19 protein-coding genes are annotated in these 17,088 nt (G+C 69.6%); 14 read left to right on the forward strand and 5 right to left on the reverse strand.

Going from position 1 to position 17,088, the window contains the following annotated elements; translation table 11 throughout:
* The first annotated feature begins 9 nt into the window (after window positions 1-9).
* The 8 genes from mdcC to CFB47_RS07160 all read left to right on the forward strand — a co-directional run bounded on the left by mdcC (window position 10) and on the right by CFB47_RS07160 (window position 5,814).
* The gene (gene mdcC, locus CFB47_RS07125) at window positions 10-324 is read left to right on the forward strand and encodes a malonate decarboxylase acyl carrier protein (RefSeq protein WP_089439683.1); all 315 of its coding nucleotides are present in this window, start codon (window positions 10-12) and stop codon (window positions 322-324) included.
* Window positions 321-1,265 carry a biotin-independent malonate decarboxylase subunit beta gene (locus tag CFB47_RS07130; protein ID WP_089460762.1) on the forward strand — a complete coding sequence of 315 codons (945 nt, stop codon included), beginning with the start codon at window positions 321-323 and terminating at the stop codon, window positions 1,263-1,265. Before mdcC ends, CFB47_RS07130 begins: the two co-directional genes overlap by 4 nt.
* Complete coding sequence (gene mdcE, locus CFB47_RS07135; RefSeq protein ID WP_089460763.1) at window positions 1,252-1,959, forward strand: biotin-independent malonate decarboxylase subunit gamma; 708 nt, start codon at window positions 1,252-1,254, stop codon at window positions 1,957-1,959. Before CFB47_RS07130 ends, mdcE begins: the two co-directional genes overlap by 14 nt.
* On the forward strand, window positions 1,946-2,614 hold the full coding sequence (gene mdcG, locus CFB47_RS07140; protein ID WP_089461375.1) for a malonate decarboxylase holo-[acyl-carrier-protein] synthase: 669 nt from the start codon (window positions 1,946-1,948) through the stop codon (window positions 2,612-2,614). The genes mdcE and mdcG overlap by 14 nt, the downstream gene beginning before the upstream one ends.
* Complete coding sequence (mdcB, locus tag CFB47_RS07145) at window positions 2,611-3,477, forward strand: triphosphoribosyl-dephospho-CoA synthase MdcB (RefSeq protein ID WP_089460764.1); 867 nt, start codon at window positions 2,611-2,613, stop codon at window positions 3,475-3,477. The genes mdcG and mdcB overlap by 4 nt, the downstream gene beginning before the upstream one ends.
* Window positions 3,474-4,406 carry an acyltransferase domain-containing protein gene (locus tag CFB47_RS07150; protein WP_089460765.1) on the forward strand — a complete coding sequence of 311 codons (933 nt, stop codon included), beginning with the start codon at window positions 3,474-3,476 and terminating at the stop codon, window positions 4,404-4,406. Before mdcB ends, CFB47_RS07150 begins: the two co-directional genes overlap by 4 nt.
* 117 nt (window positions 4,407-4,523) lie before the next feature.
* Window positions 4,524-5,045: a phospholipase D-like domain-containing protein gene (locus CFB47_RS07155; RefSeq protein ID WP_069247634.1), complete on the forward strand. Its 522-nt coding sequence runs from the start codon at window positions 4,524-4,526 to the stop codon at window positions 5,043-5,045.
* A 124-nt stretch (window positions 5,046-5,169) separates the two neighbouring features.
* Window positions 5,170-5,814: a phosphoribosyltransferase gene (locus CFB47_RS07160; protein WP_089460766.1), complete on the forward strand. Its 645-nt coding sequence runs from the start codon at window positions 5,170-5,172 to the stop codon at window positions 5,812-5,814.
* A 7-nt stretch (window positions 5,815-5,821) separates the two neighbouring features.
* On the opposite strand, the gene CFB47_RS07165 is transcribed toward CFB47_RS07160, so the two are convergent.
* A complete protein-coding gene (locus CFB47_RS07165; RefSeq protein ID WP_089460767.1) occupies window positions 5,822-7,039 on the reverse strand; it encodes a polyhydroxyalkanoate depolymerase in 1,218 nt (405 codons plus the stop codon).
* Window positions 7,040-7,297: 258 nt separating this feature from the next.
* On the opposite strand from CFB47_RS07165, the gene CFB47_RS07170 reads away from it, so the two are divergent.
* Window positions 7,298-7,927, forward strand: a complete 630-nt coding sequence (locus CFB47_RS07170; protein ID WP_089439692.1) for a glutathione S-transferase family protein — start codon at window positions 7,298-7,300, stop codon at window positions 7,925-7,927.
* A gap of 184 nt (window positions 7,928-8,111) precedes the next feature.
* Window positions 8,112-8,306, forward strand: a complete 195-nt coding sequence (locus tag CFB47_RS07175; RefSeq protein ID WP_069249260.1) for a hypothetical protein — start codon at window positions 8,112-8,114, stop codon at window positions 8,304-8,306.
* Window positions 8,307-8,415: 109 nt separating this feature from the next.
* On the opposite strand, the gene proP is transcribed toward CFB47_RS07175, so the two are convergent.
* Window positions 8,416-9,903, reverse strand: coding sequence for a glycine betaine/L-proline transporter ProP (gene proP, locus CFB47_RS07180; protein ID WP_089439693.1), 1,488 nt, complete (start codon window positions 9,901-9,903; stop codon window positions 8,416-8,418).
* 538 nt (window positions 9,904-10,441) lie between these two features.
* Here proP and CFB47_RS07190 point away from each other — a divergent pair.
* Window positions 10,442-10,774 (forward strand): YnfA family protein, encoded by a 333-nt coding sequence (locus CFB47_RS07190; RefSeq protein ID WP_089460768.1) that lies wholly within the window; start codon window positions 10,442-10,444, stop codon window positions 10,772-10,774.
* Between the two features lie 34 nt (window positions 10,775-10,808).
* Here CFB47_RS07190 and dnaQ read toward each other — a convergent pair whose 3' ends face one another.
* From dnaQ to CFB47_RS07205, 3 genes are read right to left on the reverse strand one after another with little or no spacing between them, the layout of a single operon-like run.
* A complete protein-coding gene (dnaQ, locus tag CFB47_RS07195; RefSeq protein ID WP_089460769.1) occupies window positions 10,809-11,543 on the reverse strand; it encodes a DNA polymerase III subunit epsilon in 735 nt (244 codons plus the stop codon).
* A 38-nt stretch (window positions 11,544-11,581) separates the two neighbouring features.
* Window positions 11,582-12,025, reverse strand: a complete 444-nt coding sequence (rnhA, locus tag CFB47_RS07200) for a ribonuclease HI (protein ID WP_039347704.1) — start codon at window positions 12,023-12,025, stop codon at window positions 11,582-11,584.
* Window positions 12,022-12,834, reverse strand: coding sequence for a class I SAM-dependent methyltransferase (locus CFB47_RS07205; protein WP_089439696.1), 813 nt, complete (start codon window positions 12,832-12,834; stop codon window positions 12,022-12,024). The genes rnhA and CFB47_RS07205 overlap by 4 nt, the downstream gene beginning before the upstream one ends.
* Before the next feature lie 18 nt (window positions 12,835-12,852).
* On the opposite strand from CFB47_RS07205, the gene gloB reads away from it, so the two are divergent.
* The 3 genes from gloB to CFB47_RS07220 all read left to right on the forward strand — a co-directional run bounded on the left by gloB (window position 12,853) and on the right by CFB47_RS07220 (window position 16,744).
* Window positions 12,853-13,659 carry a hydroxyacylglutathione hydrolase gene (gloB, locus tag CFB47_RS07210; protein WP_089455960.1) on the forward strand — a complete coding sequence of 269 codons (807 nt, stop codon included), beginning with the start codon at window positions 12,853-12,855 and terminating at the stop codon, window positions 13,657-13,659.
* A gap of 151 nt (window positions 13,660-13,810) precedes the next feature.
* Window positions 13,811-15,370 (forward strand): transglycosylase SLT domain-containing protein, encoded by a 1,560-nt coding sequence (locus CFB47_RS07215; RefSeq protein WP_089460770.1) that lies wholly within the window; start codon window positions 13,811-13,813, stop codon window positions 15,368-15,370.
* Between the two features lie 156 nt (window positions 15,371-15,526).
* On the forward strand, window positions 15,527-16,744 hold the full coding sequence (locus CFB47_RS07220; protein ID WP_089460771.1) for a nitrate/nitrite transporter: 1,218 nt from the start codon (window positions 15,527-15,529) through the stop codon (window positions 16,742-16,744).
* The last annotated feature ends 344 nt before the right edge of the window (window positions 16,745-17,088 follow it).

Raw genomic sequence — 17,088 nt, forward strand, 5'->3', positions numbered from 1 at the left:
GACAACGGCATGGAACAGTTGAACTATCGCTTCACCGCGCGCGAGCGCGCAAAGGGCGAGCAGGCCGCGGCGCTCGTCGGCGTGGTGGCGTCCGGCAATCTCGAAGTGCTCGTCGAGCGCGTGCTGCCGGACAACGAATGCGAGATCGACATCCGCACGGCGGCGGTCGGGTTCGGCGCGGTGTGGCAGGCCGTCGTCGCGGATTTCGTCGAGCGGCGCACGCCGGGCGGCCTGAAGCTGTCGATCAACGACGGCGGCGCGCGGCCCGACATGGTGTCGCTGCGGCTCGCGCAAGCCGTGCGGGCGATCGAGGGGGATGCATGATGAACGACGCGATCCACGATACGCACGATACGCCCGCGTTCGTCGCGAATGCCGCGAGCTGGTACGAAGCATCGGCGCGGCAGCGCATCGACGGGCTGCTCGACGCCGGCAGTTTCAGCGAATTCCTCGGCCCGGCCGAGCGCGTGACCAGCCCGCACCTGCCGCTGTTCGACCTGCCGCAGCAATTCGACGACGGGATGGTGGTCGGCCACGGCCGGCTCGACGGCCAGCCGGTGTTCGTCGCCGCGCAGGAAGGCCGCTTCATGGGCGGCGCGTTCGGCGAAGTGCATGGCGCGAAGCTCACCGGGCTGCTGCGGGCCGCGCGCGACACCGGCAAGCCGGTGCTGATCCTGTTCGATACGGGCGGCGTGCGGCTGCAGGAGGCGAACGCGGGCGAACTCGCGATCGCCGAGATCATGCGCGCACTCGTCGAAGCGCGCGTGGCCGGCGTGCCGGTGATCGGGCTGATCGGCGGGCGCGCGGGCTGCTATGGCGGCGGCGGGTTGCTCGCCGCGTGCTGCTCGGCGCTCGCGGTATCGGAGCAGGGCCGCATCAGCGTGTCGGGCCCCGAAGTGATCGAGACCAATCGCGGCGTCGAGGAATTCGATGCGAAGGACCGCGCGCTGATCTGGCGCACGATGGGCGGCAAGCACCGACGGCTGATCGGCGGCGCGGATCGCTACGTGGCCGACACGCCCGCTGCGTTCCGCGCGGCGGCGCTCGCGCTGATCGGCCGTGCGCCGACGTTCGATGCGGCGATGCTGCGCGCGGAGCAGGCCCGCCTCGAAGCGCGGGTCGAACGGTTCGGCGCGTGCAAGGATGCGCTCGACGTGTGGCGTGCGCTGGGTGCATCGGCGCCGGAAGCGATCCCGGGGATGCCCGACGAAGCCTTCGCCGCGCTCGCGGACCAACTGCAGGAGAGCCCGCATGACGCTCGATGAAGTTCTGAATTCACTGTTCCCGCAAGGCCACTCGATCGCCCGTCACGGCGGCCTGCTGACTGGCCACGCGGAACTGGCCGGCACGCGCGTCGACGTGATCGGCGTTGCCGACCGTCTGCCGTTCGGCATCGACGAGGCGCTGACGCTCGCGTCGCACGTGCTCGACACGATCGAACGTGGTGGCGACACGCCGATCCTCGTGCTGGTCGACAGCGACAGCCAGCGGATGAGCAAGCGCGACGAACTGCTCGGCCTGAACGAAGGGCTGTCGCATCTCGCGAAGTGCCTGATGCACGCGGATCTCGCCGGGCACCGGACGATCGGCGTGCTGTATGGCCACACGGCCGCCGGTGCGTTCATCGCGACCGCGCTCGCGACCCGCACGCTGCTCGCGGTGCCGGGCGCGGAGCCGGAGGTGATGGACCTGCCGTCGATGTCGCGCGTGACCAAGCTGTCGATCGACGTGCTGAAGGAGATGTCGCGCTCGACGCCGGTGTTCGCGCCGGGGCTCGACAATCTCGTGAAGATGGGCGCCGTCGACGCCGTGCTCGATCCGGCCCGCGCGCTCGACGCGCAGGTCGGCGAATGGTTCGGCAAGCCGGCCGACCGCGTCGACCGGCGTGCGTCACGCGGCCGGCCGGTTGCCGCCGATGTCGCCCGGCGCGTCGAGGCACTCGCGCGTGCCGCACGTTGAGCTGCCGCTGCGCCGCCACACGCTCGTCACGCTGACGGCGGCGGGGTGGGGCGCGGCATTCGCGCGCGATCCCGCGCTCGCGGCCGATCCGCTCGTGCGCGCGTGGGCCGAACGCGGCTGGCCGCTGATCGTGCGCCGCGCGTCGCCCGACGAGGCCGATGCCGGCCGCGTGCCGCTCGGCCTGCCGCTGCCGCCTTCCGCGGGCAAGCGGCGCATCGCGCTGAACGCGGCGGCCGACGCGCTCGCGACGGTCGGCCCGCTACCGGCGTTGTCCGACGTGCTCGCCGCCGCGCCCAACGCATGGCGCACGGCGTTGCGCGAACTCGATGCGCTCGGTGAGCGTTGCGGCGTGCAGGGCCGCGTGTTCGGCAGCCTCGCGTGGCAGGCACTGACGGGCGAACGTTACCTGGGGGCGTCGTCCGATCTCGACGTCGTGTTCCCGCTGCCGGACCCTGCGTCGCGCGCGCCGCTGCTCGACGGCCTTGCGGCGATCGACGCGCGCGCGCCGATGCGCATCGACGGCGAACTGCTGCGCGACGACGGCGCCGGCGTCAACTGGCGCGAACTGCACGCGCGGCAGCCTGAAGTCGCGGTCAAGACCGCGATCACCGTCGAACTGATGCCGGCCGACGCGTTCCTCGGAGGGGCACGATGAGCGCATGGGCTGCCTGCCGCGTACCGGCGCCGTCCGAAGCCGAGCGCATCGCCGACCTGGCCGAGCGCAGCCTCGTGCTGGAAATCGAGACCTATCCGAAGCCGGGGCTCGTCAGCCACGTCGACACCGGCAGCCACACCGACATGGATGCCGCGACGTTCGCCCGCAGCGCCGCCGTGCTGCGGCCGTACTTCGCCGAGTTGGCCGACGCGGGCGCACGCGATGCGGACATGGCCGTGCTGCGCAAGATCGGCCTGCGTGCCGAGCACGCGATGCTCGCCGCGACCGGTGGCGTCAACACGCATCGCGGCGCAATTTTCGGGCTCGGGCTGCTGTGTGCGGCTGCCGGTCGGCGCGCGATGCCGGGAACGATGCCGGCAGGAATGACGCTCGGTGCGTTCGTCTCCCGCCGCTGGGGAGCCGATATCCTCGGCGGCCCGCGCTTGCCCGACAGCCACGGCGAACGCGCGAGCCGCCGCTACGGCGTCGGCGGCGCACGTCGCGAGGCGGCCGACGGTTTCACGACCGTCTATGCGGTCGGGCTGCCCGCGCTGCGTCGCGCGCAGCGTGACCTGCCGGGCGACCCGGAAGCCGCGCGCGTCGATGCATGCTTCGCGCTGATCGCCGCGCTCGACGATACGAACCTGCTGCACCGGGGCGGGCAGGCCGGCCTCGCGTTCGCGCGGGCGACCGCACGTGCGTTCGTGGCACGGGGCGGCGTGCGGGCGCGTGACTGGCGGCCGCGCGCGGCCGCTGCCCATCGTGCGTTCGTGGCGCGGCGGCTGAGCCCGGGCGGTGCCGCCGACCTGCTCGCGATGAGCGTCTTCGTCGATGCGCTCGAAGTTGACGAGGGCGCGCGATGACGCTGGCCATCCTCTGTTCGGGGCAGGGCGCGCAGCGCGCCGACATGTTCGACCTGACCGGCGCCGCGCCGCAGGCCGACGCGCTGTTTGCGCACGCTGGCCGGCTCCTCGGCGACGATCCGCGCGCGTGGGTCCGGCAGGCCGGGCCGGACGCGTTGCGCGAGAACCGTGCCGCGCAGATTCTCTGCACGGTCCAGGCGCTCGCCGCCGCCGCGCTGCTGGACGCGGTGTGGCCGCGCCGGCGCTGCGTCGCCGGCTACAGCGTCGGCGAAGTCGCGTCGTGGAGCGTTGCCGGGATGATCGAGCCGGACGCCGCGCTCGACCTGGCCGATGCGCGTGCGCGCGCGATGGATGCCGCGAGCGGCGGCGACGAGCGGATGGTGTTCGTACGCGGCTTGGCGCGCGCGCAACTCGCACGATTGTGCGACGGCCGCGACGCGGCGATCGCGATCGCGAATCCCGGCGACGCGTTCGTGGTCGCGGGGCGGCAGGCCGATGTCGACGCGGTGGCCGACGAGGCGTCGCGCGCCGGCGTGCTGCGCGTCGCGCCCGTCTGCGTGCGGATCGCATCGCACACGCGCCGGCTCGCCGCGGCCGTGCCGGTGTTTCGCACGTCGCTCGCCGCGACTCACGTACGGCGGCCGCTGCCCGGCACGCGGCTGTTTTCGGGGATCGATGGCGCATCGGTGCTGGACGTCGACGCCGGCCTCGACAAGCTTGCGCGGCAGATCGCGGAGCCGGTCGAGTGGGCGGCCTGTCTGGCCGCGTGCGTGGAGGCCGGTGCGACCGCGTTCCTCGAACTCGGTCCCGGCCGCGCGCTGGCCGAGATGGCAGGGGGGGCCTATCCGGCGCTGCCGGCGCGCAGTCTCGCGGATTTCCGTTCCGTCGACGGCGTGGCGAGCTGGCTCTCGCGCGTCGCGACGGGCTGATCGGTCGCATGAAAGACGGGCGCTAACCTGTTCGCCGGAGACCGGTTTTGCGCTGTGTGTTGCGCCGGCGCAGCAGCCTCTCAGGTGGGGCTTGCCACGCGAATTGGCATCGCTAAAATGGCGCCCGCCATGAGACCAGCCGCCTTCCTTCTCGCCGCGCTTTGCTGCGCGGCGAGCGCCCACGCCGCCCAGATTCCGTCCGATGCCGCATCGGTCGGCACATACTTTTCGTATGACAATGCAGCGGCCGACGCGACCGTCGACCTGATCGGGCAGGCGCAGCGCCGCGTGCTGCTGGCCGGCTACACGCACGTGCCGCCGGCGGTCGCGAGCGCGCTGCGCGCGGCCCGTGCGCGCGGGGTCGAGGTGCGTGTCGTGCTCGTGCGTTCGCCGCGCGCGGGCAGATACAGCGGCGCGGGCTATCTGAAATCTTCCGGCATCGACGTGGCGATCGATTCGCGGCACGGCGATCCCGCCCCGCGTTTCGTGATCGTCGACGACAGCGTCGCGCTGACCACGCTGTCCGAAGGCGCGGCCGCCCATGCGGAAACGGTGAACGTGTTCCAGCGTGCGCCGGAGCTCGCGCAATCCTATGCCCAGTCGTTCTGGCGGCTGTACCGGCAGGCCGGCGGCCTCTGACCTTTTCCGTCGGCCCGCGCGGGCCGGTGTGACCCTGCTTGCATCGGCGCGACCGATGAACCATGCTCGTTGACAGGCGCCGACGCGGGTTTCGCGCATCCGGCGCAACGGCAGGGAGTCGATCGTGTTCGAGTGTTTTGCCGATCGCGCCGATGCCGGCCGCCAGCTGGCCGGTGCATTGCGCGATTACGCGGGGCGTGGCGATGTCGTCGTGCTCGCGTTGCCGCGCGGCGGTGTACCCGTCGCCTATCCGGTCGCTTGTGCGCTGCATGCGCCGCTCGACGTGCTGGTCGTGCGCAAGCTCGGCGTGCCGTACGATCCCGAGCTCGCGATGGGCGCGATCGCGACGGGCGGGGCGATTCATCTGCAGCGTTCGGTGCTGCGTTCGATGAAGGTGTCCGACGCGCAGCTCGCCGACGTGATCGCGCGCGAGACGGCCGAACTGCATCGCCGTGAAGCGCTGTATCGCGGCGCCGAGCCGCCGCTGCCGGTCGAAGGGCGCATTGCGATCGTCGTCGACGACGGCGTCGCTACCGGCGCATCGATGCGCGTCGCGCTGCAGGCGTTACGCGAGCGTCATCCGGCGCGGATCATCGCGGCTGCACCGGTCGCGCCGGCGGGTACACGGCATGGGTTCGACGACCTGGCCGACGCGTTCGTCACCGTGACGCTGCCGCTGCCGTTTTTCGGGATCAGCCAGTTCTACGCGCGCTTCGAGCAGACGAGTGACGACGAGGTGCGCGCGTTGCTCGACGCGGCGCGGCGCTGATCCGGTGTCACGTCCGCCGGATGCGGCGCGGGCGAGGGCGGCGGGCTTCGGCCCACGCGAACACGCGCTGCAGCATCGGATGCACGTCCCCGTGCCAGCGTGCCCCCGTGAACAGCCCGTAGTGATCGCAGTCGTCGATGTCGATGCGAAAGCGCTCGTCGTCGGCGAGGCCGCTGCACAGGTCGAGCGCCGCGTGCGTCTGGCCGGCGCCCGTGACCTTGTCGCATGCGCCTTCGACGGTCAGCAGGACGAGGCCGCGCAACGCCGCCGGCTCGACGCGCCGGCCGCCCACGTCCCAGGTGCCGAGCGCCAGGCTCATGCGCTGGAACACGATGTCGACCGTATCGAGGAAATACTCGGCCGGCATGTCGAGCAGCGCCGTGTATTCGAGCAGCGCGCGCCGCGCGCCGGCGAGTCCGGTCATGTCGAAGCGCGACGCGGCCAGCGCGTACGCTTCGATCAGCGACAGGAAGCGCTGCGGGTACACGAGCGCGATCTCGCCCTGTTGCAGATAGGTGGGAAACACGTGGCGGCCGTGCCCCGCGAAGCCGGGCGGCACGACGTCGATCAGGTGGCGGCGGCACCAGGCGAGCGAATGGGCGGCAGCGGCGGTGCCGAGCGCACTCGGATTCCGGCGCGCGTCGAGCGGGCCGCCGATCAGCGTGACGCTCGCGGGCGACGGGAGACCGCGCGCCGCCCGCAGCGCGAGCGCGCCGAGCGCCGGCACGGTCGCCTGGCACACGGCGACGACATGCAGCGGCCGGTCGTCGTGTGCGAGTCCGTCGACGAAGCCGTCGAGCGTCGCGACGTACTCGTCGAGCCCGAAACGGCCCGACGCGAGCGGTACGTCGCGCGCATTGCGCCAGTCAGTCACGCAGACATCGCCGTCCGCGAGCAGCGTCTCGACGGTTTCCCGCATCATCACGGCCGCATGCCCGGCGAGCGGCGCGCACAGCAGCACCGTGCGCTGCGCGTCGGCCCGCGTGAAGCGCCGCAGGTCGCAGAACGGCGTGCGCGCGACGACGCGCTCGCCGAGCGCCGGCCATCCGATGTCGAAGTGCGGGGGCCCGTCCGGTGGCCCGAGCAGCGGCTCGAACAGGTCGTCGTAGCACGACGCCGCCGCCTGCGGCAGCGTGGCCGCGGGCCACGCGTCGAACGCATGCCGCGTCGCCGCGCGCCAGGCGCGCATCCATTCCCGCTGCTGCTCGACGAGGGCATACCACATGGCGAACCTTGGGGCGGAAGGTGGTGAACTTGCATTATGGTCACTGTGGCCGGACATCGTGAGTCCCGCGCGCGGCGGGTTGATGTGCATCAGGCGCACGGGCGCGAAGGCTGGCCGAGCACGGTCCGCTATTTCGGCAAACGCGGTCGCGGCGCCGGCCCCCGCTCGTTGCGGGCGGGAACGGGCCCGAGCCCTAGGCGATGCCGCGCGACGCTGCTACAGTCGTCGCTCCCATTCTTCTGAAGCGGAGCGTTCGCGATGAAGCTGATCGGCATGCTGGATTCCCCGTTCGTGCGTCGGGTCGCCATTTCGGCGAAACTGCTCGACCTCCCGTTCGAACACGAGTCGATCTCGGTGTTCCGTCATTTCGAGCAGTTCAGGGCGACCAACCCGGTCGTCAAGGCGCCGACGCTCGTGACCGACGACGGCGCGACGCTGCTCGATTCGTCATTGATCGTCGACTATCTCGATCATCGGGTCGCGCCCGAGCGGCGCTTGCTGCCCGATACCGCCGATGCGCGGCTGCGCGCGCTCGTGCCGGTCGGTTTCGCGCTGGCGGCCGCCGAGAAGACCGTGCAGGTCGTCTACGAGCAGGCGCTGCGTCCGGCCGACAAGCAGCATGCGCCGTGGCTCGAGCGCGTACTGAGCCAGATCGAGGGCGCATACGGCGCCCTGGAGCCGCTCGTCGCGGCCGCGAACGGCTGGTTCGGCGGCGCGCGCCTGCTGCAGTCCGACGTGACGGTCGCGGTCGCATGGCGCTTCACGCAGTTCATGGCGGCCGACTACCCGACGCTCGCGCGGATCGATCCGGCCCGTTATCCGGCACTGGCCGCGCATTCGGCGCGGGCGGAGGCGCTGCCGGCGTTCGTCGAAACACCGCTCGTCTAGGCGTCGCGGCGACAGGGAGGGGCCCCCGCGCCGCTGCCCGTCGCCCGCTCAGCCTTGTCAGGCATGCCGTTGTCGATTGTTCTCGGCGGCTGACAAGTGACTTCGCATTCGCGCTGTTTATCCGGATGCGGCCGGTCCCTAGAATCCACTCCATCGAATGACGCCTTGCCTGATGGAGCCGCAGATGAAAGCCCTGATCGAATCGAGCCTGTACCACCCGTCCCTCGTGTTGCCGCTTGCCGCGCTGACGCAGTTGATGGTCGAGCGCGATTTCAATCTCGGTCAGGTCGGGCTGATCGTCGCGGCACGCGGTGCGCAGGCCGCCGTGTCGCGCTCGCGAGCGCTGATTTTCTGCCGCCACTGCGAAGCGCAGGCATGAGCGCGCCGGCGTCGAATGGATGAAAAAAAGCCCGGCCGGCGCAAGCCGGTCGGGCGGATCGGGTTCGATCGGGCCCCGGCTTCGGCCGGGGCTTTTTCATGGGTGACGCTCAGGCGCGTGCCGGCGACCCGACACTGTAGATATCCGCTTCGTCGTCTTCGCGCATCTGGCGCACGAGCTGATGAGCTTCGCGGCGCGACGCGACGGCCGGCGGCGAGCCCTTGAGCGGCTGGCGCGCGGTTTCGGCGAGCGCGACGACCGACACGATGCCGATCACGGCGGCGCCCATCATGTAATACGCGGGCATCATCAGGTTGTGCGTGACGTCGACCAGCCAGGCGGTCACGAGCGGCGTCGTGCCGCCGAACAGCGACACCGACACGTTGAAGCCGATCGCGAGCGCGCCGTAGCGGATCTCGGTCGGGAACAGCGCCGGCAGCGCCGACGGCATCACGCCGGTAAAGCACGACAGCAGCACGCCGAGGATCAGCAGCCCGCCGAACACCGACGCCGTGGTGCCCGCATGGATCAGCATCATCGCCGGGATCGACAGCACGAGCAGGCCGACGCAGCCGGCGAGCATCACGGGCTTGCGGCCGACCTTGTCCGACAGGCGGCCGGCGGCGAGCGTGAGCGGCATCATCAGCACCATCACGATCAGCACGAGCACGAGGCTGTGCGATTCGTCGAAGTGCAGCGTCGACGACATGAAGCTCGGCAGGTACGACAGCACCATGTAGTCGGTCACGTTGAAGATCAGCACGAGGCCGACGCACAGCAGCAGGGCGCGCCAGTTGCGCATCAGCGTTTCGCGGAAGCGCGCCTTCGGCACGGCCTTGTCCTGCGCTTCGCGCTCTTCGGCCTGGCGCTTGAACGCGGGCGTTTCCTCGAGCTTCATCCGGATGTAGAGACCGATCAGGCCGAGCGGGCCGGCGATCAGGAACGGCACGCGCCAGCCCCACGACAGCAGCGCTTCCTGCGACAGCGACGCGGTGAGCAGCGCGACGACGCCCGCGCCCATCACGTAACCGATCAGCGTGCCGAACTCGAGGAAGCTGCCCATGAAGCCGCGGCGCTTGTCGGTCGAGAATTCGGCGATGAAGGTGGCGGCGCCGCCGTACTCGCCGCCGGTCGAGAAGCCCTGCACGAGGCGGGCGACGAGCAGCAGCACGGGCGCCATGATGCCGATCGACGCGTAGCTGGGGATCAGGCCGATCGCAAACGTGCCGACAGCCATCATGATCATCGTGGCGGCGAGCACGCGCTGGCGGCCGATGCGGTCGCCGAGCGGGCCGAACACCATGCCGCCGAGCGGACGCACGAGGAACGCGGCCGCGAACGTGCCGAAGGTCGCGAGCAGCTGCGCGGACGGGCTGCTGGACGGGAAGAACACCTTGCCGAGCGTGACGGCGATGTAGCTGTAGACGCCGAAGTCGAACCATTCCATCGCGTTGCCGATGGCCATGGCGCTGACGGCGCGCTTGAGGAGGCTCTGGTCGACGACGGTGATGTCGTCCGCGACGAGCGGGGCTTCGCCGGACGACGAAGCGGTGGAAGAAGCAGCGGTCGGGCTGACGTGTGTTGCGGTCAAGGTCATGCACTCCTTTGACTGCGCCGAACGGGCGGGCCGTCCGACACGGTTTGCCGGCGAGCGCGGTGTCTGATGCGGCGCGTCGGGGCAGACCTTTAAGCACTTACTGCATTGCAGGCGGTAAAGGGCCGTAAGGGGCTGCTTCGACGCGAGCCCGATGGGCCGTCGCGACAGTGCGCTCATGAAGAATGGGCCGCGTGATGCTGGCGGCAGATGCCGGTGCGGACGGTGTCCAGCGTTCCGGCAAGCGCCCCGGAGGGGCAACGAAACGAGAAAAGCGGGCCTGTCGGGCGGGCTTTCCTGTGGGTGCAATTTCGGTCGAAGCGCCGGCCCGCAACGCGCGGACGGACTTCTTGCGAAATCGAATAGACAGAGATTGAATGTTGAAACAGGCGACATGATAGCACGATGACGGATGATCATGCAAATTGCCGGGAAGCGCCCGCCTGGCGGGGCGTCCGGCGAGGGTGGCTCGGGTATGATCGGCGGCGCACGGCGGGGCCGTGCGGCCTCGGGTGACGGGGCCGAATTCACGAGGAACCGGATGACCGAACTGATGAGGATCGCGGCGCTGTTTGCCGCCACCGCGCTGGCCGAAATCGTCGGCTGTTACCTGCCGTGGCTCGTGCTGAAGGAGGGGCGGCCGCTGTGGCTGCTGGTGCCGGCCGCGCTGTCGCTCGCGCTGTTCGCGTGGCTGCTGACGCTGCACCCGAGTGCGGCGGGGCGCACCTATGCCGCGTACGGCGGCGTGTATATCGCGGTGGCGCTGGTCTGGCTGCGGGTGGTCGACGGTGTCGCGCTGACCCGCTGGGACGTGGCCGGCGCGGTGCTCGCGCTCGGCGGAATGGCGGTCATCGCGCTGCAGCCGCGCGCGTGAGCGCGGCGGCGGCGCGTGCCGCCGGCCGCCTGCTTCAAGCCGCTTCGGCGGCGCCGGCTTCGGCGGACGTGCGCCACACGCAGGTGCCCTTGACCGACTTGTCGAGTTCGTCGAGCTGCGCCTGGTGCGCGGCGAGTTCGTCGTCGCTCGCGGTCACCACGACCAGATCGAGCGCGGCGAGCGACACGCGCTGGCCGTTGCCCGTACCGCCGTCGGCGCCCATGTCGTCGAGCATGTCGATCACGAGGCTGTCCTGGCCGCGCGTCATCGCCAGATACACCTCGGCGAGCAGCTCGGAGTCGAGCAGTGCGCCGTGCAGCGTACGGTGCGCGTTGCTGATGCCGAAGCGGTCGCACAGCGCGTCGAGCGAGTTGCGCTTGCCCGGGAACATCTGCTTGGCCTGCACCAGCGTGTCGATCACGCCGCCGCAATGCTCGGTGAACGGCGGCAGGCCGAGCCGCGCGAATTCCGCGTCGAGGAAGCCAAGGTCGAACGGCGCGTTGTGGATGATCAGCTCGGCATCCTTCACGAAGTCGAGGATCTGGTGGGCGACTTCCGCGAATTTCGGCTTGTCGCTCAAGAATTCGGTCGTGAGCCCGTGCACCGCCAGCGCGCCCGGATCGCTGTCGCGCTCCGGGTTCACGTAGAAGTGCAGGTTGTTGCCGGTGAGCCGCCGGTTCAGCAGCTCGACGCAGCCGATTTCGATGAGGCGGTCGCCCGTGCGGGCGTTCAGGCCGGTGGTTTCGGTATCGAGAATGATCTGGCGCATGTCGGGAAATACGTAGGAAACAGGGGAGCGGCCCGCGTTCAGGCCGTGAGCGATTCGACGCCGCGATTCGCGAGTGCGTCCGCACGCTCGTTTTCGGGATGGCCCGCGTGACCCTTGACCCAGCGCCACTCGACCTCGTGCTGCGCGACGAGCGCGTCGAGCCGCTTCCACAGGTCGGCGTTCTTCACGGGCGTTTTCGCCGCGGTGACCCAGCCTTTCTTCTTCCAGCCGTGGATCCACTCGCTGATGCCTTTCTGCACGTATTGCGAGTCGGTGTGCACGATCACCTGGCACGGCCGCTTCAGCGCTTCGAGCGCGGCGATCACGCCCATCAGCTCCATGCGGTTGTTGGTCGTGTTGGGCTCGCCGCCGAACAGCTCCTTTTCCTTGTCGCCGTAGCGCATCAGTGCGCCCCAGCCGCCGGGGCCGGGGTTGCCCTTGCAGGCGCCGTCGGTATAGATGTCGATGGTATCGGTAGTCATGAATGTTCTTGATGGGTGGTCGGGGAGGCCGCCGGCGTGAGGCCCGGTGCGAGCACGGGCTTCTTCATCCGGATCTGGCCGACGAGGCGCATGCCGCGCACGCGCTTGACGGCCGTCACCATGTAGACGGCGCCGAAGATCGGCCACCAGCGGTCGCCGGCGGCTTCCATGAAGCCGTAGCGGGCCAGCCACTGGTCGGTGACGAGCGGCGGCCGGTAGCAGCCGAAGCGGCCGCGTTCGAGGTCGAAGCCGAGCAGCTTGATCCAGTCCTTGAGCCGGATGAACGCGATCTGGTCGCGCGTGGCCGGCACGAACGGGCGGTTCGCCATGCGCCCGAACGATTGCCGCATGCCCCACAGGCTGAGCGAATTGAAGCCGGTGATCACGAGCTGGCCTTCCGGCATCAGCACGCGTTCGGCCTCGCGCAGCAGCCGGTGCGGATCGGACGTGAATTCGAGCGTGTGCGGCATCACGATCAGGTCGACGCTCTGCGACTCGAACGGCAGGTCGAGCAGGTCGCACCAGGTCGTGCTGCGGCCGTCGGGCGCGTGCTCGGGCGCATGCGCTTCGCGCGCCCACGGATACTGGTACGGCGCGCTCGCGCCGCTCGCCGGATCGAGCACGAGGCCGCGATACGGCATGCGGTTCTCGCGCAGCGCGTCGAGCTGCGGCAGGCCGAGCTGCAGCGCGTGGAACCCGAAGACGTCGGACACGATCCGGTCGAGCTGCGCCTGCTCCCAGCCCAGCACGTAGCGGCCGGGTGGTGAGTCGGTCCAGGCGGGCCAGTCTATAATTTGACGGTCAGACATAACGATGATTGCGCGCCCATGAACGAGCTGGAATACGTGCCGGTTCCGGCATTCGATGACAACTATATCTGGCTCGTCTCGGACGGCCGCGATGCGATTGCCGTCGATCCGGGGGAAGCCGCGCCGGTGCGCCGGGTTCTAGCCGAACGAGGCTGGCGGTTGACCGCTATTTTACTCACGCACCATCACGCCGACCACGTCGGCGGTGTCGCGGCCCTGCGCGATAGCCAACCGGACGATGTTCCGCTCGTCGTTTACGGCCCCGCGGCCGAGGCGATCGGCGTGGTCACGCAGCCGCTTTCGGGCGGCGCGCGCGTGACGCTCGAGGCGCCGGCCGCCACGTTCGACGTGCTCGACGTGCCGGGCCATACGCGCGGCCACATCGCCTATTTCCAGGCGGCCGGGCAGCGCAACGCGGCGCCGCACGTGTTCTGCGGCGACACGCTGTTCTCGTGCGGTTGCGGGCGCCTGTTCGAGGGCACGCCCGCGCAGATGCTCGCGTCGCTCGACGCGCTCGCGGCGTTGCCGGGCGACACCCACGTGCATTGCGCACACGAATACACGCTGTCCAACATCCGCTTCGCGCTCGCGTGCGAGCCCGGCAATGCGGCGCTCGCCGCGTGGCGCGACGACGCACAGGCGCTGCGCGCGCGCGGCGTGCCGACACTGCCCACTACGATCGCGCACGAGCGTGCCGTTAACCCGTTCATGCGTGCGGACAGCGAGGCGATCCGCGCGACGCTCGAAGCGGAACTGCACGAAACGGTGCCGGATCGTCTGACGGCGTTCACGCTGATGCGCGAGTGGAAAAACCGGTTCCGATGATGATTTTCGGAGGACTCCAAAGCTCAAGCGGAGTCTGTAAAAATTGCTCCAAATGTAGGATTTCGCTGAGTTTTCGGTGTTTTTATTGACGTGAAGCACGCACTTCCGTAGTATCGCCTGCAATTTCCAGCCGTCGGAAGCAGAGATTTTCATGCGACTTATATTGAGTGCGATGGTGGTTCTGCTGCTCGCCGCTTGTGCGAGCCAGGCCCCTGTCGCCAACAACGCCGCCGATTCGCAGGCGACGTCCACCTACCTCCGTAAATCCGCCACCGCCAAAGAAACTGTCGACGTCGACAAGCAATCCGTCGGCGATCTGACCAGTGCGGACTCCGATCTCTGGGGTCGCATCCGCCGCGGTTTCCAGATGCCCGACCTGCAGACCGACCTCGTCGACATGCAGACCACGTGGTACACGCAGCGCCCGGACTACGTGCAGCGCATGACCGAGCGCTCGCAGAAGTACCTGTACCACATCGTCGAGGAACTCGAGGCGCGTCACATGCCGACCGAGCTCGCGCTGCTGCCGTTCATCGAGTCTGCGTACAACCCGCAGGCGCTGTCGGTTGCGAAGGCGGCCGGCATGTGGCAGTTCATGCCCGGCACCGGCCGCACGTACAACCTGAAGCGCAACATGTGGCAGGACGAGCGCCGCGACGTGCTCGCGTCGACGAGCGCCGCGCTCGACTACCTGTCGCGCCTTCATGACATGTTCGGCGACTGGTATCTCGCGCTGGCCGCGTACAACTGGGGCGAGGGCAACGTGCAGCGCGCGATCGCCCGCAACCAGGCGGCCGGCCTGCCGACCGACTACCTGAGCCTGCGGATGCCGAACGAGACGCGCAACTACGTGCCGAAGCTGCAGGCGGTGAAGAACATCATCGCGAATCCGCAGCAGTACGGCCTTGCGCTGCCGGATATCCCGAACCACCCGTATTTCGTGACGGTCACGACGTCGCGCGACATCGACGTGGCGGTGGCCGCGAAGCTCGCGAACCTGTCGCTCGACGAATTCCGCTCGCTGAACCCGTCGTTCTCGAAGCCGGTGATCCTCGGTGCGACCGAGCCGCAGATCCTGCTGCCGTTCGACAACGCGTCGGCGTTCGAGAAGAACCTGAAGGCGTACAACGGCCAGCTTTCGTCTTGGACCACCTATACGGTCAGCGAGCGGGCACGGCCGGCCGCGATCGCCGAGAAGATCGGCGTGGACGCCGATACGCTGATGTCGATCAACAAGATTCCGGCCGGCATGCGCCTGAAGCCGGGCTCGACGATCGTCGTGCCGCGCGGCGATGACGACGACGAGGACATCAGCGCCGACGTCGCCGAAAACGGCGCGCTCGCGATGGAACCCGACGTACCCGACACGCGCAAGATGCTGATCCGCGTGCGCCGCAAGCAGTCGATGGCGGCGATCGCCGGCCGCTACGGCGTGTCGGTCGGCCAGCTCAAGGCGTGGAACCGTACGCACCGCGATCTCGCGATGCCGGGCCAGGCGCTCGTGCTGCACGTGCCGGTCGGCCGTTCGGTGCCGGCGGAACCGGGCCCGGAGCGGATCGCGACGTCGGCCGGCGGCGCGCACATCGAGCGCGCGAGCCTCGCGGTCGGCGGCAAGTCGCACGGCGCAAAGCGCGGCGCGGCGAAGCCGGCGGCCAAATCGACGAAGGCGGCGCCGGCCAAGGCTGCCGCGCACAAGGGCAAGAAGAAGTAACACAGTAGCGCGCGCATCGTGCGGCCGGCCCGGTTCGCGCGGTTGCGGTATCATCCGACGAAATGCAAGGAAACGCCGTCACCGAGGTGACGGCGTTTTTGTTTGTGCGCGGCGCGTGGCGCTGCCTCGATGGTCTTCATATAAGAAGGGGGAGTGATGTCGTCGGTGCAGGTGAGGGTGCTCGCGCTGTTTTCGGTCGGGTATTTCGTGTCGTACGTGTTTCGCGGTGTCAATCTGGGCTTCGCGCCGTTCGTCACGCGCGAGCTCGGGTTGTCGGCCGCCGATCTCGGCCTGCTCACCAGTCTCTATTTCCTCGGCTTCGCGGGCGCGCAGATCCCGGCGGGCGTGATGCTCGACCACTTCGGCCCGCGCCGCGTGACGGCCGGCATGCTGCTGTTCGCGGCGGCCGGCGCGGCCGTGTTCGGCGCCGCGCACAGTCTCGGCACGATGATGGTCGGCCGGCTGCTGATCGGCGTCGGCGTCTCGGTGTGTCTCGGCGCGGCGTTCAAGGCGCTCGCGCAGCATTTCCCGGTCGGCCGGCTGCCGCTCGTCAACGGCCTCGTGATGGCCGTGGGCGGCCTCGGCGGCGTGATGGTCGGCTCGCCGCTGACCTGGCTGCTCGGCTGGACGAGCTGGCGCGCGATCTGTTTCGGCCTCGCGGTGCTGACCGTGATCGTCGCGGCGTCGATCGGGCTGGGCGCACCCGAAGCGCAGCAGGTGCGCCACCAGGGCGGGCTCGTCAGCCAGTTCAAGGGCACGTGGCACATCCTGAGCAGCCGTGCGTTCTGGAAGATCTCGTCGTTCTCCGTCGTCACGCAGGGCGTGTTCTACGCGATGCAGTCGCTGTGGGTCGGGCCGTACCTGCGCGACGTCGCGGGGTTCGATGCGCCGCATGCCGCGCGCCTCGTGTCGGTGCTCGGCTTCGCGATGATGGCCGGCTGCGTCGGCTTCGGCGCCGCGGCGCGGGTGCTCGAGCGGCGCGGCGTGTCCGTGTACGCATTCTGCGGCGTCGGCATGGCGCTGTTCGTCGCGACGCAGGCCGCGATCGTCGCGCGCGTGCCGTTGCCGCCGGCCGTGCTGTGGGCCGCTTACGGGATGTTCGGCGGCGTCGGCATCCTGACCTACGCGGTGATGGCCGGGCATTTTCCCGCTCACCTGATCGGCCGCGCGAACACGACGCTCACGCTCGTGATCTTCCTGCTGATCTTTGCGTTCCAGATCGGGGTCGGCGCGGTGCTGTCGCACTGGCCGGCGGTCGACGGCCGCTATCCGGCCGCCGCGCACTTCACCGCGTGGGGTGTGCTGCTCGCGCTGCAGCTCGCGAGTGCGGTCTGGTACGTCTGGCCCGCGCGCGGCGCTGGTCAAGCGCACTGATCCGGCGGTACGCTGGCGGGTAGGGCGGCCGCGTAAAAGGGGCCGCAGCGCGTTGCGCCGCGTCGCCGGACGCGGCGCGCGCACGATCGGACGGCCATATCAATTGAAGATAGGGCTATTTTCAGGCTATAATTTGAAAGTTTGTGCTGATCAACCTCGCACCCTAGCGCCTACCTCATTCATCCCGTTCATCCGCCGCACGCCGCCTGCCGGGCGATGCCGCGAAGCCTCGTGCGCCACGCGCCGGGTTCGCGTCTCGACAACGCAGGCCGCGTCCAGCAAGCGACCACGCGCGCCCACGCAGCGCGGCGCTCGCGCGGCAGGGTAAACAGGTCGGCAGCAGG

Origin of the sequence: Burkholderia sp. AU27893 (assembly GCF_002223205.1) — a bacterium.
GTDB lineage: Bacteria > Pseudomonadota > Gammaproteobacteria > Burkholderiales > Burkholderiaceae > Burkholderia.